At 73.1% G+C, this 18,093-nt stretch carries 13 protein-coding genes; all 13 read right to left on the bottom strand.

Translation table 11 applies throughout. The features are described from left to right. Positions 1-6 precede the first annotated feature (6 nt). The gene (locus VGD70_RS08540; RefSeq protein WP_331079859.1) at positions 7-3,927 is read right to left on the bottom strand and encodes a hypothetical protein; all 3,921 of its coding nucleotides are present in this window, start codon (positions 3,925-3,927) and stop codon (positions 7-9) included. A gap of 183 nt (positions 3,928-4,110) precedes the next feature. Then, complete coding sequence (locus VGD70_RS08535; protein WP_331079858.1) at positions 4,111-4,581, bottom strand: DUF1707 domain-containing protein; 471 nt, start codon at positions 4,579-4,581, stop codon at positions 4,111-4,113. Then, complete coding sequence (locus VGD70_RS08530; protein WP_331079856.1) at positions 4,578-5,495, bottom strand: FAD binding domain-containing protein; 918 nt, start codon at positions 5,493-5,495, stop codon at positions 4,578-4,580. The genes VGD70_RS08535 and VGD70_RS08530 overlap by 4 nt, the downstream gene beginning before the upstream one ends. Further along, positions 5,492-8,185: a molybdopterin-dependent oxidoreductase gene (locus VGD70_RS08525; protein ID WP_331079933.1), complete on the bottom strand. Its 2,694-nt coding sequence runs from the start codon at positions 8,183-8,185 to the stop codon at positions 5,492-5,494. Before VGD70_RS08525 ends, VGD70_RS08530 begins: the two co-directional genes overlap by 4 nt. A gap of 18 nt (positions 8,186-8,203) precedes the next feature. Then, complete coding sequence (locus VGD70_RS08520) at positions 8,204-8,434, bottom strand: phosphopantetheine-binding protein (RefSeq protein ID WP_331079854.1); 231 nt, start codon at positions 8,432-8,434, stop codon at positions 8,204-8,206. Further along, on the bottom strand, positions 8,427-10,307 hold the full coding sequence (locus VGD70_RS08515) for an HAD-IIIC family phosphatase (protein ID WP_331079853.1): 1,881 nt from the start codon (positions 10,305-10,307) through the stop codon (positions 8,427-8,429). Before VGD70_RS08515 ends, VGD70_RS08520 begins: the two co-directional genes overlap by 8 nt. A gap of 12 nt (positions 10,308-10,319) precedes the next feature. Further along, positions 10,320-11,336 carry a 3-oxoacyl-ACP synthase III family protein gene (locus tag VGD70_RS08510; RefSeq protein ID WP_331079851.1) on the bottom strand — a complete coding sequence of 339 codons (1,017 nt, stop codon included), beginning with the start codon at positions 11,334-11,336 and terminating at the stop codon, positions 10,320-10,322. Beyond that, complete coding sequence (locus tag VGD70_RS08505) at positions 11,333-13,234, bottom strand: GNAT family N-acetyltransferase (protein WP_331079849.1); 1,902 nt, start codon at positions 13,232-13,234, stop codon at positions 11,333-11,335. Before VGD70_RS08505 ends, VGD70_RS08510 begins: the two co-directional genes overlap by 4 nt. Positions 13,235-13,243: 9 nt before the next feature. Then, complete coding sequence (locus VGD70_RS08500) at positions 13,244-14,491, bottom strand: MFS transporter (RefSeq protein ID WP_331079847.1); 1,248 nt, start codon at positions 14,489-14,491, stop codon at positions 13,244-13,246. Then, the gene (locus tag VGD70_RS08495) at positions 14,488-14,745 is read right to left on the bottom strand and encodes a hypothetical protein (protein ID WP_331079845.1); all 258 of its coding nucleotides are present in this window, start codon (positions 14,743-14,745) and stop codon (positions 14,488-14,490) included. The genes VGD70_RS08500 and VGD70_RS08495 overlap by 4 nt, the downstream gene beginning before the upstream one ends. Then, the gene (locus VGD70_RS08490) at positions 14,742-14,963 is read right to left on the bottom strand and encodes an MbtH family protein (protein WP_331079843.1); all 222 of its coding nucleotides are present in this window, start codon (positions 14,961-14,963) and stop codon (positions 14,742-14,744) included. The genes VGD70_RS08495 and VGD70_RS08490 overlap by 4 nt, the downstream gene beginning before the upstream one ends. Continuing rightward, the gene (locus VGD70_RS08485) at positions 14,956-15,441 is read right to left on the bottom strand and encodes a hypothetical protein (RefSeq protein WP_331079841.1); all 486 of its coding nucleotides are present in this window, start codon (positions 15,439-15,441) and stop codon (positions 14,956-14,958) included. The genes VGD70_RS08490 and VGD70_RS08485 overlap by 8 nt, the downstream gene beginning before the upstream one ends. Further along, positions 15,438-18,059: a penicillin acylase family protein gene (locus VGD70_RS08480; protein WP_331079839.1), complete on the bottom strand. Its 2,622-nt coding sequence runs from the start codon at positions 18,057-18,059 to the stop codon at positions 15,438-15,440. Before VGD70_RS08480 ends, VGD70_RS08485 begins: the two co-directional genes overlap by 4 nt. Between the last annotated feature and the right edge of the window lie 34 nt (positions 18,060-18,093).

Genomic DNA, 18,093 nt, shown 5'->3' with positions numbered 1-18,093 from the left:
GTCCGATCAGGGGGCGGCGAAGTAGGTCTGGACCCGGTGCATCAGGTCCGCCTTCTGGGCCGCGGTTCCGTACGCCTCGAACGGGAAGGCGAGGAACACCACCTTGTACGGGCCGGCGGCCACGCTCAGCGCGTCGGTCGCGGCCGAGTCGTCGGTGAACGCGCCGGTCGCCGGGGCGATCGGGGTCACCTGGTCCTCGAACGCGGCGTTGAGCACCGTGTGGTCCAGCGGCACCGCGCCGATCCCGTCGGAGACCGGGTTCGCGGCCACGCCGTGCACGGCCGCGGTGGCCTTGTCGTTCTGCCGTTCCGTGCCGTCCCAGGCGATGTGCAGGTAGTCCCGCACGAACGCCGTGGTTCCGGCCGCCTGGTCCAGCACGTCCTGGCCGGACATGAGCAGCCGGCCACCACCGTCGAGGAAGGCCTTCAGGTCGGCCTCGTACGGGGTGATCGGTGCCGGATAGGTGTTCCCGGAGAACCACACCACCGTGCGGTGCGCGGTCAGGTAGGTCCGCGGCAGCTTCGGATCCGCGGCCAGGTCCCAGCTGCTGAACGCGGTGCCGTTCGCGGTCAGCGCGTCGGCGTAGTGCGACTGCACGTTGGGTGCGCCGCCGTCGCCGTCGACCACCAGCGTGTCCACCGCCACCGCGATGGTGGTCAGCGTCGCGGAGCCGCTCACCGTGCTGTCCGCCGCGGAGGTGGCGGTCACCGTGGTGTCGTTGGTCGCGTCGTTGGCCGCCGCGGCCGGCACGCTCACCTTGACGCACACGTCGGTACCGCCGCCGGGGGCGATGGTCGGCGTGCTCGTCAGCGGCGTCGTGCAGGTCGCGTCGTAGGCCGTGGCCGGCCACGGGCTCGCGGTGGACATGGCGTAGCTGTCCGGCTGGTAGCCGTTGTTGGCCAGGTGCACGGTGTAGCTCGCGTCCGTGCCGACCCGGGCGCCACCCTTCTGCGTGGCCGGGGAGACGGCCAGCGCGTGCGCCGGGGCGATCTTGACCGTGTGCGGGCTGCCGGTGGCGTCCACGCCTTCCGCGGAGTCGACCACGATGCCGTCGTTGACGATCGAGGTGACCGAGCCGGGCAGGCTCGACGCGATCCGCACGGTCAGGTCGACGGTCGTGCTCTCGCCGGCCGGCACGGTCAGGTTGCGCCAGTGCACCTTCCCGTTGCTGAACGTGCCACCGCTGCCCGCCGAGACGAAGCTGGTGCGGGCCGGGATGGGCTCGTCGATCCGCACCCCGGTCGCGGGCGCGTTGCCCACGTTCCGCACGGTGATCTTGTAGTGCACGTCCCGGCCCGGGCCGACCGGCGTGCCGTCGTCGGACTTCGACACGACCAGCGCCGGCAGCTTGACCCCGGTGTCCAATGTGTACGCCGCACGGCCGTGCGTGCCGGCCGCCAGGGTGGCGTGGCTCGCGTCGTAGTCCAGCTGCCACACCGACACCTTGGGGATGCCGGCGCCGAGCCGCTTCCACGAGTGGCCACTGTTGGTGGACACGAACGGGCCGACGTCGGTGCCGACGTAGAGCGTGTCGTCCGAGGACGGGTCCAGGATCACCGAGTTCACCGGGATGTCCGGCAGCGAGCCGCTGATGTCTCTCCAGTGCTGGCCACCGTCGGTGGTCTTGAACACGTGGCCCCGGTTGTTCGGGGTGGCCGAGCCGAAGCCGGCGTACACCGCGTAGGCGGTGCGCCAGTTCGACCGGTCCACCGCGAACTGCGCCACCGGGCGGTTGGGCAGCGTCCCGCGGCCGACCCGGGTCCAGGACGGGCTGTCCGAGGTGACCGCGTTCGGGCTGACCGAGACCACGCCGTCGTCGGTGCCGACATAGGCGCCGTCGCCGCCGTCGGCCACGCCGATCGCGGTGATCAGGCAGCCACGCGCACCGTTGGGTGCCGGCCCGGTGCAGCCGGTGGTCAGGTCGGGGCTGATCACGTCGAAGTGCACGTCTCCCGCGGACGGCGCCTCGACGTTGTCGCTGCGGTAGAGCCGGTAGGTGCCGAGGAACATCTGGTTCGGGTTCGCCCGGTTCTGCACCCACGGCACGTAGAACTCCGACCGGTCGGACATGTTGATGCCGCCGTCGATCGCCTCGTTGCCGAAGAACGTGCCGACCTGGCTCGGGTTGTACCGGTACGGCGAGATGCCGAAGTAGGTGCCGAACACGTAAGCGGGCAGGGCCGGGTTGGTCGGGTTGGTGGTGGTCTGGTCGACGATCACCTGGCCGCCGTCACCGCCGGCCTGGTCGAACCACCGGTTGTTGGCCAGCGACCGGCGCAGCGTTCCGTTGTCCTGGGTGCCGCCCCAGAACTGGCCGGGCACCTGCGGGACGGTGGCCATGCTGACGAACTGGGTGATCCGCAGCCCGGTGGAGTGCACCAGCGCGCCGGTGCTCGGGTTGACGGTGCCGTTGAGGTTCTCCCAGTCCGCGGCCGACAGCGGCTGGCCGGCGCCGGTGCGCCCACCGCCGTCCGGCGACTGCCACACGCCACCGTCGTTGCCGATCGCGATGTGCTTGGTGTCGTTGGCCTGCAGGGCGATCGCGTGGAAGTCCGGGTGCAGGTCGTAGCCGAGGTTCTTCCAGGTGGCCCCGCCGTCGGTGGACCGGTAGACCCCGCCGGACTGCGGCGAGTTGTTGTACCCGTAGGACCCGGCGAGGTAGATCACGTCGGGGTTGGTCGGGTCCGGCTTGACCACGTTGTCGTAGAAGCACTGCGTGCCGCAGTAGTCGAGGATCGAGTCGGTGCCGGTGCCGGTCTGCGTCGCGGTCCAGTGCGCGCCGTCGTCGGTGCTCTTGTAGAGCCGCGCCCGGTGGTACTCGTCGGACAGGTCGAAGTAGTCGAACCCGGTGTAGAGGGTGGGGTGCGCGTCGCCGGCCGGGTGGGACAGGCCGAGCGAGAACCGGGTGCCGCCCTCGAGGTAGTTGCCCTTGGGCAGGTCGCCGAGCGCGCTCGCCCACGTGGCGCCGCCGTCGGCGGAGCGGTAGAGGCCGTCACCCCAGAACGACGCGTAGAGCACCCGCGGGTCCTGCGGGTCCAGCGCGAGGTCGGTCGCGCCGTGCAACTCGTCGGTGGTGCCCTTCTTCAGCGACCAGTGCCGGCCGCCGTCGCGGGACTCCCACACGCCGAACGGGGTGGTGGACGGCGCGGTGGTCCGCCGCACGCCGCCGCGGCCGCGCAGCGTGGCCAGGTAGAGGTGGTCGGGGTTGGCGGGGTCGACCACGATCGAGGAGGTGGACTGCCCGTTGAACTGGTCACCGGACACCCGCGCCCAGGTGACGCCGCCGTCGTTGGAGCGGTACACGCCGTCGCCGTAGTAGCTGTCGCCGGACAGCGCGCCCTCGCCGGAGCCGAGGTAGATGATCCGGTCGTCGCTCGGTGCGAGGGCGAGCGCGCCGACCGACTGGGTGTTGGCGTCCGGGGTGCGCGAGGTCCACGTCTTGGCCTCGGTGTCGTAGGTCCACACGCCGCCCTGGGCCGCGCCGAGGACGATGGTGCCGTCGTTGCGGATGACGAGCGCGCCGATCCGGCCGGACACCGCCTCGAACGTGTTGCTGGTGCGGGCGACCTGCACGATCGGGTCGGGCCCGACGCTGTTCCAGGTGCCGCCCCGGGTCGCGCCGCGCCGGGTCTCCACGCTCATGCCGTTGGCGGCGGTCGCCGCCCTGCTGCGGTAGGTGGCGGCCTGCTCGAAGGTCAGCGCGTCGTCCCCGGCCAGCAGCCGGCTCCAGTAGTAGGCGTCGCGGAGCTTGTCGAAGCTTTGTCCCTCCCCGCCGGTCTCGTGCTCGCCCTTCGGCGTGAGCAACACCGGGGTGTCGTCGACGGGTGGGTCGGCCAGGGCCACGGAACCCGAGACCGTGACCAGTGGCGCGACGAGCAGGACAGCGGCGAAGGATCTGAATCGGGCGAGCGAGCGTAAATGCACCATGAGAAAGCTCCAGAAACGCCGGACGGGGACCGCGCAGGAAAACGGGCCTGCCCATAGGTGATCGCAACAGACCCGGCGAGAGTTTCCCTCTCGATCAACAAGAAAGCAAGGTCCGTTTTATCCCACTATTCTGGGAATTACCCGCAATTCGACATCGAGCTCTTTTCGGGCAGATATCGCCGCTCAGCTCTCCGGCTTCGGCTTCTTGGCGGCCTCGCTGGCCGCGCCGGCGACGATCAGCACCAGGCCGACCGGGATGAACACCCACCACGCGCCGAGGAAGACGGTCAGCAGGATCGCCGCGGGCACCCCGAGCATGACGCTCATCCCGGCGACGATCTCGAGTGCCTTGCTGGCGGGCGTCTCCACGACCTCCTTCGACCGCTTGGCGCCCGCGGGGTTGCTGACGAGCTGGCCCGCCTTCTGGATCAGCGCCCGCGGAGGGGTGGCCGAGCTGAGGTCGGGGTGGGGTGCGGGCAGGTCGCTGAACAGCGCCTCCAGGTCACCGCGGGTGCGCGCGGCGGTGGCCCGCCCGCAGCGCTCGTCGAACTCGTCGAGCTCCAGCCGGCCGCTGGACAGGTGCAGGCCGAGGGTCGAGACGGCTTCGTCCCGTTCGGCGTTGCTGATCCGGATCTCGGCGTCGCTGGCCGTCATGCGGGAAGTGTAGGGGTGCCGGACGGGTGCCAGCAGCCGTTGAGAGCATCCAGTACGGCCGCACGGAGGATGCCGACCTTGTGGGCCGATCCGGCCAGCGGGTTCGCATCCGCGGCAGCGAGCCGGGCCGCCGCCCGGAGCCCGTCCGGTGTGGGTGGCCTGCCGACCAGGTACCGCTCGACGGCGGTCAGCCGGAGCGGGGTGGCCGCGACGGCACCCGCGGTGAGGCGGAGGCTCTGCACGACCTCGTCGCCGTGGGCGCGGGCGGCGACCTCCACGAGTGGCCAGTCCGCCTGGCCGCGCGCGGTGACGCGCAGGTAGTGGGAGCGCTCCGCGGACCACGGCGGCGGCACGGTCACCGTGGTCAGCAACTCGCCGTCACGCGGTCGGTGGGCGACGAGCTCGGCCACGGCGACGGGACCCCGGCCCTCGACGTGCGCGACGGCACCGAGGCAGGCCAGCACGGTCGCGAGCGTCGACGGGTGCGGCGCGACGCACGGCGTGGTGTCGAAGCACACCACGCCCTCCTGGAATCCCTGTCGGGCAGGGCAATCGGTGCCGCCCTTGCGCAGGCACGCGATGTCCGGGTGTGCGAAGTAGACACACCGCGGGCCCTGCAGCAGGTTCCCGCCGACCGTCGCGAGCGCGCGGACGTTCGGGTTCGCGACGGCGGCCGCGGCGGTGGCGAGCATCGGGTGGGTGGCCCGTACCAGTGAGCTGCGTTCCAGCTCCCGCAGGGTGGTGGTGGCGCCGATGGTGAGGCCGGACCCGTCCGCCTCGATGCCGCGGAGCGCGGTCAGCGCGCCGAGGTCCACCCAGCCGCCGCCGGCCCGGCCGGCGACGTCGACACCGCCCGCCCGGTACGGGCCGCGCAGCGCGACGGCGGTGGCGAGGTCCGTCGGCCGGATCGTCATCGGTCCTCCCCCAGGATCACGTGTGGACGCAGCGGCAGCGACCGGTACCGGCGGCCGGTGGCCGCGTGGACGGCGTTGCCGATCGACGCCGGCGTGGCCAGCCCGGCGACCTCGGCCAGCCCCACGGCGCCGAGCGGCACGTGGTCGAAGCCGCCGTCGACGAACGCGACGTCGAGGTCGGGAACGTCGGCCACGCCGGGGATCGGGTAGTCCTCGAGGTTGGCGGTCAGCGTCACCCCGGTGTGCGGGTCGACCCGCCGCTCCTCGTACAGCGTCTGCCCGATTGCCTGCGTGACCGCGCCGTGGCACTGCGAGACGGCGGTCACCGGCCGGACCGCGCGGCCCACCGCCAGCCCGCACCACGTCCGGACCACCCGCACCACCCCGGTCTCCGTGTCCACCTCGACCTCGCTGACCTGCGCCACGCTCGGCAGGCCCCGGCCCTGGCCGAAGAACGGCGAGTACCACGGCGACGGCCGCGGGCCCTTGTCCCTGGGCCGCCTGCCCACGACCGAGACCGGTGGCGCCACGCGCAGAACCTCCCGCCAGGGAAGGAAACCGGTGGCGTGCCGGACGCCTCCCGCGTCGGCGCGGGCGTCCGCGAGGCCGAACGTCCGGGCGGCGATCACGGCCAGCCGCGCCCGGAGCTTCGTCACCGCGTCGTGCGCCGCGGGGACCACCGACGCGGTGACGCTGCTGCCCGCCACGAGCGGTCCCGGCGTCGACCGGGAGTCGCCGGTGCGGGTGCACACCTCGGACCGGTCGACGCCGAAGGCCTCCGCGAAGATCGTGGCCAGCAGCCCGCGGACGCCGGTACCGACCTCCGCCACCGCGAGGTCGACGACGATCCGACCGCCGGCCACCTCCGCCCGCACCCGGGTTCTCGGTTGCAGGTAGTAGAACCAGCTCGCGGCCGCGAGGCCGAACCCCCGGCGTAGCCGACCCCGGGTCACCGTCCTGCTCTCCCGGTCCGGCCACGGGGTGGCGTCCCGGACCCAGTCGTAGAGCCGGGTACGCACCGCGCCGGTGTCCCAGCGGACCCGCAGGTCCAGCGGGTCGACGCCGAGCAGGCCCGCGGCCTCGTCCACCGCCTGCTCCATCGCCCAGTACGCGGGCGGTCCGCTCGACGCGCGGAACGGCTTGCCCGGCGGAGTGTGCGACACGACGCTGTGGTCGACGAGCTCGCGGGGCACGCCGGGGTAGGCCAGGCCCGCGATCTTCGCGATGTCCGAGCCCACGGCGACCCCGGTACCCGCGTGCGCCACCACCGACAGCGCCGCCAGCCCACCGTCCTCGGTCAGCTTCAGCCGCACCCGCACGGCGGCGGGTGGCCGGTGCCCGCCCACGGTGAGCTCGGCGGCGTGATCGAGGACGACGCGAACGGGCCTGCCGGTGGCCCGGGACAGCTCGATCGCGGCCACCGCCTCCGCGGTGAGCGTCTGCTTGGCCCCGAACGCGCCGCCGACGTGCTCGGCCCGCACGCGGACCCGGTCCCGGCGCAACCGCCAGCGCCGCGCGATGATCGCGGCGGACAGGCTGACGGCCTGGGTGGACAGGTACACGTCGAGCCCGTCGTCCCGCCACCAGGCCACGCACGCGTGCGGCTCCAGCGGGACATGGGTCTGGCCCGACGTCGTGAAGGTCGCGGCCACCTCGTCGCCCGGCCCTGCGAAGACCCGCTGCGCGGCCCGGGCCTCCCGCGCGGCCCGGCCCAGCGGGCGCGGCCGCGGTGACCGGACGTTGCCCGCCCACGCCCACCTGCTGAACGGGACCGGGACCTCGCCGGCCGACGGCGCGGACCGGTGGTCGCCGTCGTAGACCCTGGGCGTGCCCGGCGCCTCGTCGCCGAGCGCGGGCGCGGCGGCGAACGGCAGCGACTCGTAGCTCACCCGGAGCGCAGCGGCACCTGCGCGGGCGGCGGCGACGGAGTCCGCGGCGACGGCCGCGACCTCCTGGCCCGCATAGCGGACCCGGCCGCCGTCGTCGACCAGCCGGACCACCGCGCGGACGCCGGGCACCGCCCCGGCCGCCGTGTCGTCGACCGCGACCACGACGGCGTGCGCGTGCGGCGAGGTGACGAGGACGCCGTCGAGCCGGCCCGTGAGGCGTACGTCGGTGGTGTAGACGGCCGCACCCGTGGCCTTGGCGGTGGCCTCGGGCCGGACCGGCTCGAGTGGACCGGTGTCGTACCGGCCCGCGCAGGCCTGCCGCACGGCGTCGACGATGCGCAGGTACCCGCCGCACCGGCAGAGGTTGCCGGCGAGCGCGGCCCGGACGTCGTCGACCGAGGGCGGCTCGGCGGTGTCGGCGCGCCACCGGTCGTGGAACGCCGCCGCGGTGACGACGAACCCGGGGGTGCAGTAACCGCACTGGATGCCGTCGAGGGCGAGCAGGGCCCGCTGCACCGGATGCAGGCCCGGTGCCTCCGAGATCCCTTCCACCGTGCGGACTTCCCGGCCGGCCACCGCGTCCGCGGGCAGCAGGCAGCTCGGCACCGGCTCGCCGTCGACGAGGACGGCGCAGGCCCCGCACACGCCTGTGCCGCACACGCGTTTCGCGCCGGTGAGCCCCAGCCCGTCGCGCAGCACGTCGAGCGCGGCCTCCCCGGCCGCCGCGTCGACCGACCGCTCCCGGCCGTTGACCCGCCACAGGTGGGTGGTGGCCACGTCCCCCGCCGGCTGATGCTCCACAGTGGACAAGACAGGCTCCTAACGCCGGCCGGCGGTGATCAGCTCCGCCAGCTCCCCAACGGTCTCGACGGCCAGATACCGCCTCAGGTCCAGCGAGACCCCGCACCGCTGCTCGACCAGCGCGAGCAGCCGGAGCGCGGCCAGGCTGCTCCAGTTGCCGAGCGAGCCGAACCGCGACGCCGCCGTGACCTCCGGCCCGCGGGTCACCTGCGCGACCAGCGCGATGACGTCCGGCAGCGCGTCAGACACGGGCCACCTCCCCCTCGTCGTCGAGCGCGATCCACCCGGGCAGCAGCCGGGGTGGCGGACTCAGCGCGAGCACGAGCCGGTCCGGTGCCGCGGGCGTGAACCCCGCGGCCGTCATGAACTCCGCCGCCGGCCCGTTGCGGTCGGTGCGCACGAGACCCGCCTCCAGTCCGGTGACACCGGCCGCTACCGCCCGGTCGACCACGCAGTGCAGCACGGCGTGCTCGACACCCCGGGAGAACACCCGGCAGCTCAGCACGAGGTTCTCGATGAGCCAGTGGCCGGGATGCCGGCTGATCCACACGCCGCCGACCGCACCTTCCGAGCCGAACCGGTCGGCGACCTCGAAGCCCAGCAGGAGGTGGTCCGGCGAACGCGCGAACCGCTCGGTGTCCGCGGCCGTGTGCGCGCCCTTGACGAGCACGAACTGGTTGGTGCGCAAGGAGAGCTGGGTCAGCCGCCGCACGGCGTACTCGTCGGCCTCTCGCACGGTCACGGTAAGGCCGAGGCCGGCGAGGTAGTCGCGTGCCGTGGCGAACGACGCCGCGAAGCGGTGCCGGTCCGACCGGGCGCGGTACAGGTCCGTGCGGCGGGTGTCGGTGACCGTGACGTCGAGGACGGCGAAGTGGTCCGCGTCGAGCAGCGTGGGCACGAACGACGCCGGGTCGCCGCCCAGGTGCACGACGGCCACCTCCGGCAGCGAGTGCCGGACCAGCTCGCACTCGAACCGGCTGTCGTCGGCGAACACGAACGAGTCCAGCCGTAGGCCGAGCCCGTCCGCGAGGCGGGCGAGGTTCTGGTCCTTCGGCGCCCAGTCCACGGCGCGGGCGACGAAGTCCCCGGCCCGCAGCACCATGTCGGGATGCTCGGCGAGGACCCGGTCGACGAGGCCCGGGTCGTTCTTGCTGGCGACCGCGAGCAGCACTCCCTGGCGGCGCAGCGACCGAGCGCAGCGCTGCAGCCGCGTGTGGGCGCTGCCGGGATACATTCCGCCGAGCTGGATGCCGTCCGGCCCGTCGTCGGCGAGGACGCCACCCCACAGCGTGTTGTCCAGGTCGAGCACGAGGACCTTGCGGGACAGCCCCGCGACGGCGCGGCAGAACGCGGTGGCCTCCCGTGCGTACCGCAGCTCGACGCTCGCCGACCACGCCATGCCCGCGAACGCGTGCAGCCGCTCGTCGCGAACGGTGTCCGGGTGGTCGACCAGCACCGACTCGAGGTCCAGGACGTGCACGGACCGCCGCGGCTCGGCCGACATCGCCAGCAGGGCGGAGTTCACCTCGCGCCAGACCCGGCCGAGCACGGCCCGGTCCCGGTAGGACACGACGGACCTACGCTCCACATCGGACAGCGGCACGGTATGCAGCAGCACGGCACCGGTGGTCCGCCCGGCGAAGCCGTCGACCGCGGCACGCAGCATCGCCAGCCGGTCGGACAGCCGCTCCCGCAACACGTCGAGCCCGGTGGGCGACCAGTCGCCCGGCAGCAGCGCCTCGTCGTGCAGCAGCACGAGGGTGACGTCCGGCCGGAACCGCGCCAGCTCGGAGTCCGGGTCGGACAGGTACACCTCCGGCGACCCGTACGGGGTCACGAGGATATCGGGCTCGAATCCCGTGGCACGCAACAACAACCGCAGCAGCGGCGCTACCGATCCGGTGGTGAACGTGGCGGTGACGGCGACGCGGATGCGCCGTCCCGGCACCCGGCGCACCAGCTCCGGCGGCACGTCCGCGAGCAGGTGACCCGCCTCGACGAGGACCGCCGGCGGCAGGCCGGGGTGCATGTCTGGGTGCAGGTCGGCGAGCACCGCCGGATCGGGCGCGGCACCCGGCACGGTCAGCGCCCGCAGCCGGGCAAGCGTCTCGTCGGCGTCCATCCCGTCCTTCCTTCACACCTGGAGCAGCGTGCACGCCCAGTGCATGCCGCTGCCCACACTCGTCAGGGCGACCACGTCGCCCGGCGCGAGCTCGCCGGACGCGATCAGGTGGTCGATCCCGAGCAACTGGTCCGCGCAGCCGAGGTGACCGTGGGCCGCGGCGAGGTCGGCGTTCGTCCGGGACAGCGGCACGCCCAGCTCACCCGCGAGGTCGGTGAGCGCGGGCAGGTTGTCGTGGAGGTGGACGATCCGCGCGACCGAGCCGGGCGCCACGCCGGCCCGTTCGCACGCCCGCTCCAGCACCTGGCGGGTGCGCCGGAGCGTCATGCCGGCGAACTCGGCCATCGCCACGACGTCGGCGCCGTAGCGGGCCTCGAGCCGGTCGTAGGCGCTGCCGATCCGCATGCTGCCCGCGGACCCGGCCGTGAACGGGCGCGCGGCGCCACCGGCGGGAAGGCGCAGGAGGTCCGCGTGCCGCCCGTCGGTGACCGTCTCGGTCACGAGCCACTGCCAGGCCGGGTGGCCGCGGCGGACCACGACCGCGGCGGCCCCGTCGCCGTTGACGCAGGTGTTGAGGGCCATGCGGTTGCAGTACGCCTCGCACACCCGGTTCGCGCCGACGATCAGTGCCACGCGATGGTCCTCGTGGGTGGCGAACCGGCCGGCGACCGTGTCGAACGCCGTCACCCCGCCGCCACACGCCTGGTTGGCGAGCACCGCCTCGGCGCGGTGCGCGGCCAGCCCGGCCTGCACCGCCGCGGCCGCGTCCCAGTAGAGGTACTCGGGGATGTCGGACATCGCGAGCACCACGAGGTCGAGGTCGGCCGCCGCGACACCGGCACCCGCCAGCGCCTTCTGCGCGGCCAGCACCGCGAGGTCGGTCAGCCCGACCCCGGCCGGCGCGCGGTGGAACGCGCGGTAGCCCCAGCCGCGGATCGCCCGCGGGTCCGGCAGGTACTCGGTCACCGCAGCGTCGACCGGCACCTCCTCGCCCAGGCTGTGTCCCGTGCCCACCACACCGAAGGTCATGCTCCCTCCGTGACGCCGGCGCGCTCGGCCGATCCGTTGCGGGCCAACGGCTCCTGGCGCGGCTGGGCCGCGATGGACCGGATGATCTCGCCGGCCCGGACCGCGACGAGCGACAGCAGGCCGGAGCCGATGCCGTGCGTGTGCTCGGTCGGCCCCTGCAGGTAGATCCCGCAGTCGACGCCGGCCACCGTCTCGATCCGGTAGTCGCGGGACATGCGGGGCCGGCCCTGCTCGTCCCGCACACAGAACTCCCCCAGCTCGCCCAGCAGCCCGAACACGTCCGCCTCGCGGTATCCCGTGGCGAACACGACGAGGTCGGCGTCGAGCACCGTGCGGGTGCCGCTGGCCAGCGACTCGACGACCGCCCGGGCCCGGCCGCCGGAGTCGGTGACGGAGACGACCCGGGACAGCTTCAGCATGCGGAGTCGCTGGTGCCCGGTCACCTTCTCCTGGTAGCTGCGGCGGTACAGCTCCTCGATCAGCTCGGTGTCGACCACCGAGTAGTTGGTGTTGGCGTGGTAGCTGAGCACCAGCCGTTTCGCCTCGTCACGCGCGTCGTAGAAGTCGTCGACGGCGACCGGGTCGAAGACCGTGTTCACGAACGGGCTGTCGTCCGCCGGCGAGTACCCGACCCGGGTGAAGACGGCACACACCTCGGCGTCGTCGAAGTACCGGTGCAGGTACTCGACCGCCTCCGCCGCGCTCTGCCCGGCGCCGACGACCACCACCCGGCGCACCTGGCGGCCGGCCACCTCCGCGAGCCCGGACAGCAGCCTGTCGCTGTGCCAGATCCGCGCCGACTCGACGACACCGGGCGGCAGGACCGGGCGCAGGCCGGTGGCGATCACCACGTTGCGGCCACGACGGACCCGGAGGGCGCCGTCGCCGCTGCGCGTGGTGACCTCCAGCTCCCGGATGCGGTCGCCGGTCACGACCGGGCGGATGCCCAGGACCTCCGCGCCGTACTCGACCTGCTCGGCGAAGTACCCGGCCGCCCATTCGAGGTAGTCGTTGAACTCGATGCGGGACGGGAACAGGCTTTTGTGGTTGACGAAGTCGGCGAGCCGGTTCTTCGCGTGCAGGTAGGACACGAAGCTGAACGGGCTGTTGGGGTTCCGCATCGTGACGAGATCCTTGAGGAAGGACACCTGCACGGTCGCGCCGTCGAGCAGCATGTCCCGGTGCCAGCCGAACCGCGGCTGGGCCTCGAGGAACGTCGCGGCCACCCGGGGCCCCGCGTCCCGGTTGTGGTCGTGCAGCGCGATCGCCAGGGCCAGGTTGGCCGGCCCGAAGCCGACGCCGACGAGGTCGACGTGCTCGCGGCGGCGCCGCGCGGTCGCCGCGCCCGGCTCGCGCCGGTGGACGAGCAGCGCGGCGGTCTTGTGCGGCAGCTCGACGAGCGCGTCCCGGCCGAACCCGGCCTTGCCGAAGGCGCGGACCGACGCGAGGTTGCCGATGTTCGGCTCCGCGACGACCCGCGTGCAGGCGGGGTCGGCGGTCAGCAGCCCGTCCGCGAGATCACGCAGCAGCGTGCTGCCGAGGCCCCGGCCCGTGTTCGCGACGTCGCCAATCGCGATGTGCACGCCGAGGTCGCCGGGGTCCGCGTCGTAGTACGACCCGAGGAGCACGCAGGCGGGCCGGTAGATCTCGACGTAGGCCACCGCCTCGTCGTGCCGGAACACCAGGCACGGCACCGAACGCCCGCCCGCGAGCTGCTCGCCGACCTCGGTGGCCCACCGCTCCTCCGGCCAGGCCTGGTGCCAGGCGTCGGCCACGTGCGGCTCGCTCATCCAGCGGGCCACCAGGCACAGGTCCGCGCCCCACGGACGCACCCGGCGGATCCGCCACGGCGCCTCGAGTGCCGGGACCGGCGGTGGCTCCACCGTGGACTCCCTCATCCGCTCACCTCACGCGTCCCGGACGGCCCGGCGGGCCGCCCCGATGGCAGCGGCGGCGAACACCCCGAACGCGCTGAACAGGAACGCGGCCGTCGTGCCGCTGCCGACCACGATGAGCCCGACGAGCGTCGCCGAGATCGGGTAGGCGCCGAGGGTCACCGCGGACAGGGCCGCCATCACCCGCCCGCGGAGCGCGTCCGGCGCGGTCTGCTGCAGGATCGTCACCGCGAGCACGCTCAGCACCCCGGCGACCAGGCCCAGCACGAACGTGGCCACCAGCTGCGCGGCAATGCCCGGCAGGTGCGGGAAGGCGAGCAGCGCGAAGCCGTCGACGACCATCAGCCCGACGGCGAGCAAACCGCGCCGGCGCATCCGCCAGGCGAGCCCGGCCGCGACCGTGCCGGCGAGCAGTCCCGCCCCGTGCGTGCTGAGCAGGAAGCCGAACATCTCCTCGCCGCTTGCCGAGGTGTCGTCGACGAAGACCGGCAGCGCCACGTTCATGACTCCGGCCGACGTCAGGTTCAGCATGCCCGCCATCACCATGATCGACACGAACAACGCCGAGCCGCGGGCGAAGGCGAGGAACCCGCCGGCCTCGGCGGCTGCGGCCGGTGCGGAGCGGGCCAGCCGGCCACGCATCCGCAGCAACGTCAACGCCGACAGCACGAACGTCGCCGCGTTGACGAGCAGGACGGTCGATGGAGCCGTCGCCGCCGCGACGAGGCCGCCGACGAGAGTGCCGGCCATCACGGTGAACACCAGCAGCGACTCGCCGACCGCGTTGCCGACGGCGAGCTGGTCCTTGGGCAGCAGCGTGGGGACCGTCGCCCAGTACGCGGGCAGGAACAGCCCGTCGAGGGCACCGAGAACCGCCACGCCGACGCCGAACAGGACGAGCCCGTCCTGTTCGAGGTTCGCTGCGACAGCGACCAGGCCGAGCACCACCGCCGCCCGGGCCACGTCGGTGCCGAGCATGACCAGCCGCGGGTCCCACCGGTCGGCCAGCACGCCGCCGATCGGGGCACCGATCGCGCGGGCGATGCCGAGTGCGGCGAGCACGAGGGTCAGGTCGCCGGCGTCACCCACGGCCAGCACGATGAACGGCAGCACGACGACGAGCAGCATGTCGCCCAGCGTCGAGAGCATCTGGCCGCCGACCAGCCAGCGGAAGTCATGCCGGCGCAACGGCGCGACGTAGTCCCGCCACGACGCGGTGACCGGCCCGTGGTCGAGGACCGGATCGCCGAGCTCGGTCACGGCGAGTTCCCCACCCGGCCGGCGCCGGCGCCGACCCGCGCCGCGGCGGGGTCGAAGCCGAGCCCGTCCACGCAGAAGGCCCGCCAGTCGGCGTCGTCGCCGGGGAACAGGACGGCCGCGCCGGCGAACGGCTCGGCGGTCACCGAGAAGTCGTCCCACAGGTAGACGAGCCCGTTCCCTGGGGCGACCGCGGCGGCCGCCCCCGGGAACGGGCCCAGCCGCGCGGCCGGGTAGGCCCGGCAGTACCTGATCACGACCGTGCCTCGGCCGCCCGCGCCATGTGCCGCCGCAGGCTCAGCGGCCGCATGTCCGTCCACACCCGGTCGATGTGGTCGAGGCAGGTCTGCTTGGTGCCCGCCACGCCGACCTCGTGCCACCCGGCCGGGCACTCCCGGCCCACCGCCCAGATCGAGTACTGCTCCTCGTCGTTGATCACGACGGCGTACCGCGTGGTGTCGTCCTGCTCAGACATGCTCAGCCTCCTTCCTGTCACCGGCGATCTCGTCACCCACGTCGGCCACCTCGCTCGCCGGCACCGCGACGGCGTCCCGGTTCACCCGCGACGCCACGACCAGCCGGCGCACCGCGCCGCCGACCCAGGCCCCGGCCAGCGCGAGCACGGCCGCGTACAGCACGGTGAGCGCGACGACCACCCAGCGCAGGCCGCGCTGGTCCAGCGCCAGCTCCCCCACGAGGTCGGCCACGTCGAGCACGCGGCTCCCGCTCTGCCAGAAGCCCAGCGCGACCCAGGCCACGACGGTGCCGCCGAGCATCGCGACGCACGCCCGCTTCCCGGCCCACATCACCGTCACCACGGCGGCGATCACGACCGTCGGCCACCACCCGCCGACCCAGAGGCCGGCGATGGTCACGGCAGCGGTCAGCGCCGCCACGCCTGCCATTCCCGCCGGGCTCCGCACCGCGGTGGGCAGATCCTCGAACGCTGTCATGGGGTCACCTTCCATCGCACGGTGTGCACGGTCTCGATCTCCTCGCCCTCGCGCATCGGCCAGAGCCTCCCCTTCATCCACAGTGGAATGCCGTTGTCGTACCAGGGGGACATGGGGTTCTCGCTCTGCCCGGCCGGGAACACGGTCCCCTGCTCGCCGGTGCCCCAGTCGACGTCCATCCGCCAGGTGGGCCCGGCGGTCGCGAGGTTGCTGAGCGGGTTGCCCTTCTCGTCGTCGCGGGTGCCGACCGAGGTGTTGACGGTGCGCGGGTTGCCGCCCCACGGGTAGGGCCCGCGGTCGAGCGAGGACAACCCCATCAGCGACGGGAACAGGACGGACTGGTAGGAGTCGTACCGCCAGCCAGCGAAGTCCTCGCCGTACTTGCCGACCGTCTGCTTCACGGTCTGGTGGAAGGCCTCCTGGAGCACGTCGGTCGCGTCGCGCTTCGTGCCGTCCGGCGTGGAGAAGAAGGGGTTGTCGGGATCGTTCAGCACCCAGTCGAGCACGGTCGCGCGCAGGGTCTCGTTCGCCCAGGCGCCCGCGTCGGGGTTCCTCGGCAGCAGGTACTCCCCCGGGTTCTGCTTCACGTGGTAGTGGGTCCACCACGGCGCGAACGTCGCCCAGGAGAGCCGATTCTTGAACGAGTCGAAGAACGCGGGCTGGACGGCGTCCGGCGTCGCGTTGAAGTCCCATGTGGACATCAGGTCGGCCACCCGCCGCTCGGTCGGGCTGAGCTTGTCGCCCTCCAGGGCCTTCAGCATCGCCGGGATCAGCTGGCGGGCGTTGTTGTCGTGCCAGTCGGTCTGCAGCCGGGCGGAGTCCGCCAGCGAGATCTTGTCCCCCGCGGTCAGCCGGGCGACGACCTCGGCGTCCTTCCAGCCGTGCACCACGAAGTTGTAGGACGTGGAGTACTGGTAGGGATAGTCGCCGGGCACCTCGCGCTGGTTGGAGGACTCGATGTAGCCCTCCGGCGGGTTCACCGACGCCGGCAGCTCGTCGTAGGCGATCGTGCCGACGACGTCGGCGGTCCCGTCCCCGGGCAGCGGGAGCGTCGGCAGGTGGCTCGCGACCTGGGGAGCGACCCCGACGTTGAACATCGCGATGTCGCCCTCGGCGTTGGCGTAGGAGAAGTTCAGTGCCGGGGTGGCCCAGCCGCGCAGGCTCTCGTGGAACTGGTCGACGGTCGTGGACCTGAGCATGCCGAGGATGCTGTCGAGGTTGTCGCTCGGCAGCACGCCGGCCCACCACACCGACATCGTCCGTCCCTCGACCTGGAGGATCGGTCCGTGGGCGGTCAGCCGGACCTGGTGGTTCTCCGTGTCCGCGCCGCGCACCTTGATCGGCTCGTCGATGACGGCCACGTCGCGCCAGGCGCCACGCCAGTAGAACTGGTCCGGCCGGGCGCGGTCGGTCTTCTCCACGTAGTACAGCGTGGTCGGGCGCTGGGACGCGGTCAGGCCCCAGCTGAACTTGTCGGTCTTGCCCAGCAGTGGCACCGGGATCCCCGGGGTGGTGGCGCCGGAGAAGTGGTAGCCCGGGCTCGTCCCCTCGACCTGGTACCAGATGGACGGCAGGCTGTGCGGCAGGTGCGGGTCCGCGGACAGGATCGGCTTGCCGGACTCGGTCCTGCTGCCGGCCACGACCCACGAGTTGCTGTGTCCCATGGCGTTCACGGCGCCCTCGGGCAGCCGGTCGAGCCGTTCCTCGAGCGGCTTGAGGCCGGCGCTGAGCGCGACGGCCGAGGAGTCGGCCGGCGCGGGCGCGGCGGGGGCGCCCACCGTGTCGCTGCCACCCTTGCTCTGGTCGACCGGGCCGGGGTCGGCGGTGACGGGCAGAGCCTCCAGGGGCTTCTTGGTGAACGGGCCCTTGTCGTAGGGGTGCTGCACGTTGGCCGGCACGTCCGGGAACCAGGCCTTGAACACCTTGTTCCCGAGGGCCTGCTCCGCATAGGACATCAGCACGCCCTGCGAGTCGTAGCTGATCTTCTGGCCGACCAGCCGCTGCACCGCCAGGGTGTCCACGGGGGTCCACTCGCGCGGCGCGTAGTCCAGCATCGTGAACTGGGTCGGCAGCCGGTCGTCGTCGCCGAGCTGGCGGATGGCGGTGTTGATGCCGGAGCTGTAGGCGGTCAGCACGGCGCGGGCCGGGTCGTCGCCGGGCATGGCGTTCCAGTCCCGCTCGGCCGCGCGGCGCAGGCCGAGATCGCGCTCGAACCGGTCCGACTCGAGCGCGTCCGGACCGATCACCTCGGCGAGCTCGCCGTTGGCCTGCCGGCGCGTGAGGTCCATCTGGAACAGCCGGAACCTGGCGTGCAGGTAGCCGATGGACCGGAACAGGTCGAGGTCGGTGCGCGCGTCGACGTGGGCGAGGCCGTTGTCCTCGAACGAGATCGTGACCGGCTTGGTGAGGTCGGGCAGCGTGATGTCCTCGGGATTGGCGCCGCCGGCGTCGGCGGACAGGCGCCACACCCCGTCACCGGGGTTGAGCACGGAGCCGAGCGCGGGCAGCCCGGCCATACCCAGCGCGGACACGACGACCAGCACCACCAGGAGGGCGAGGCTGCCGGCCAGGTCGAGCCCGCGGCGCACTGGCCCGCGGATCCTGCTGAGTGTGGTCATGGTGTTCCCCGCTTCGCCTCGGCGCGGTTGGACT

The sequence above is a fragment of the Actinophytocola sp. genome (genome assembly GCF_036402745.1).
Taxonomy (GTDB): Bacteria; Actinomycetota; Actinomycetes; order Mycobacteriales; family Pseudonocardiaceae; genus Actinophytocola.
This window is presented reverse-complemented; position numbering and strand designations above follow the sequence as displayed.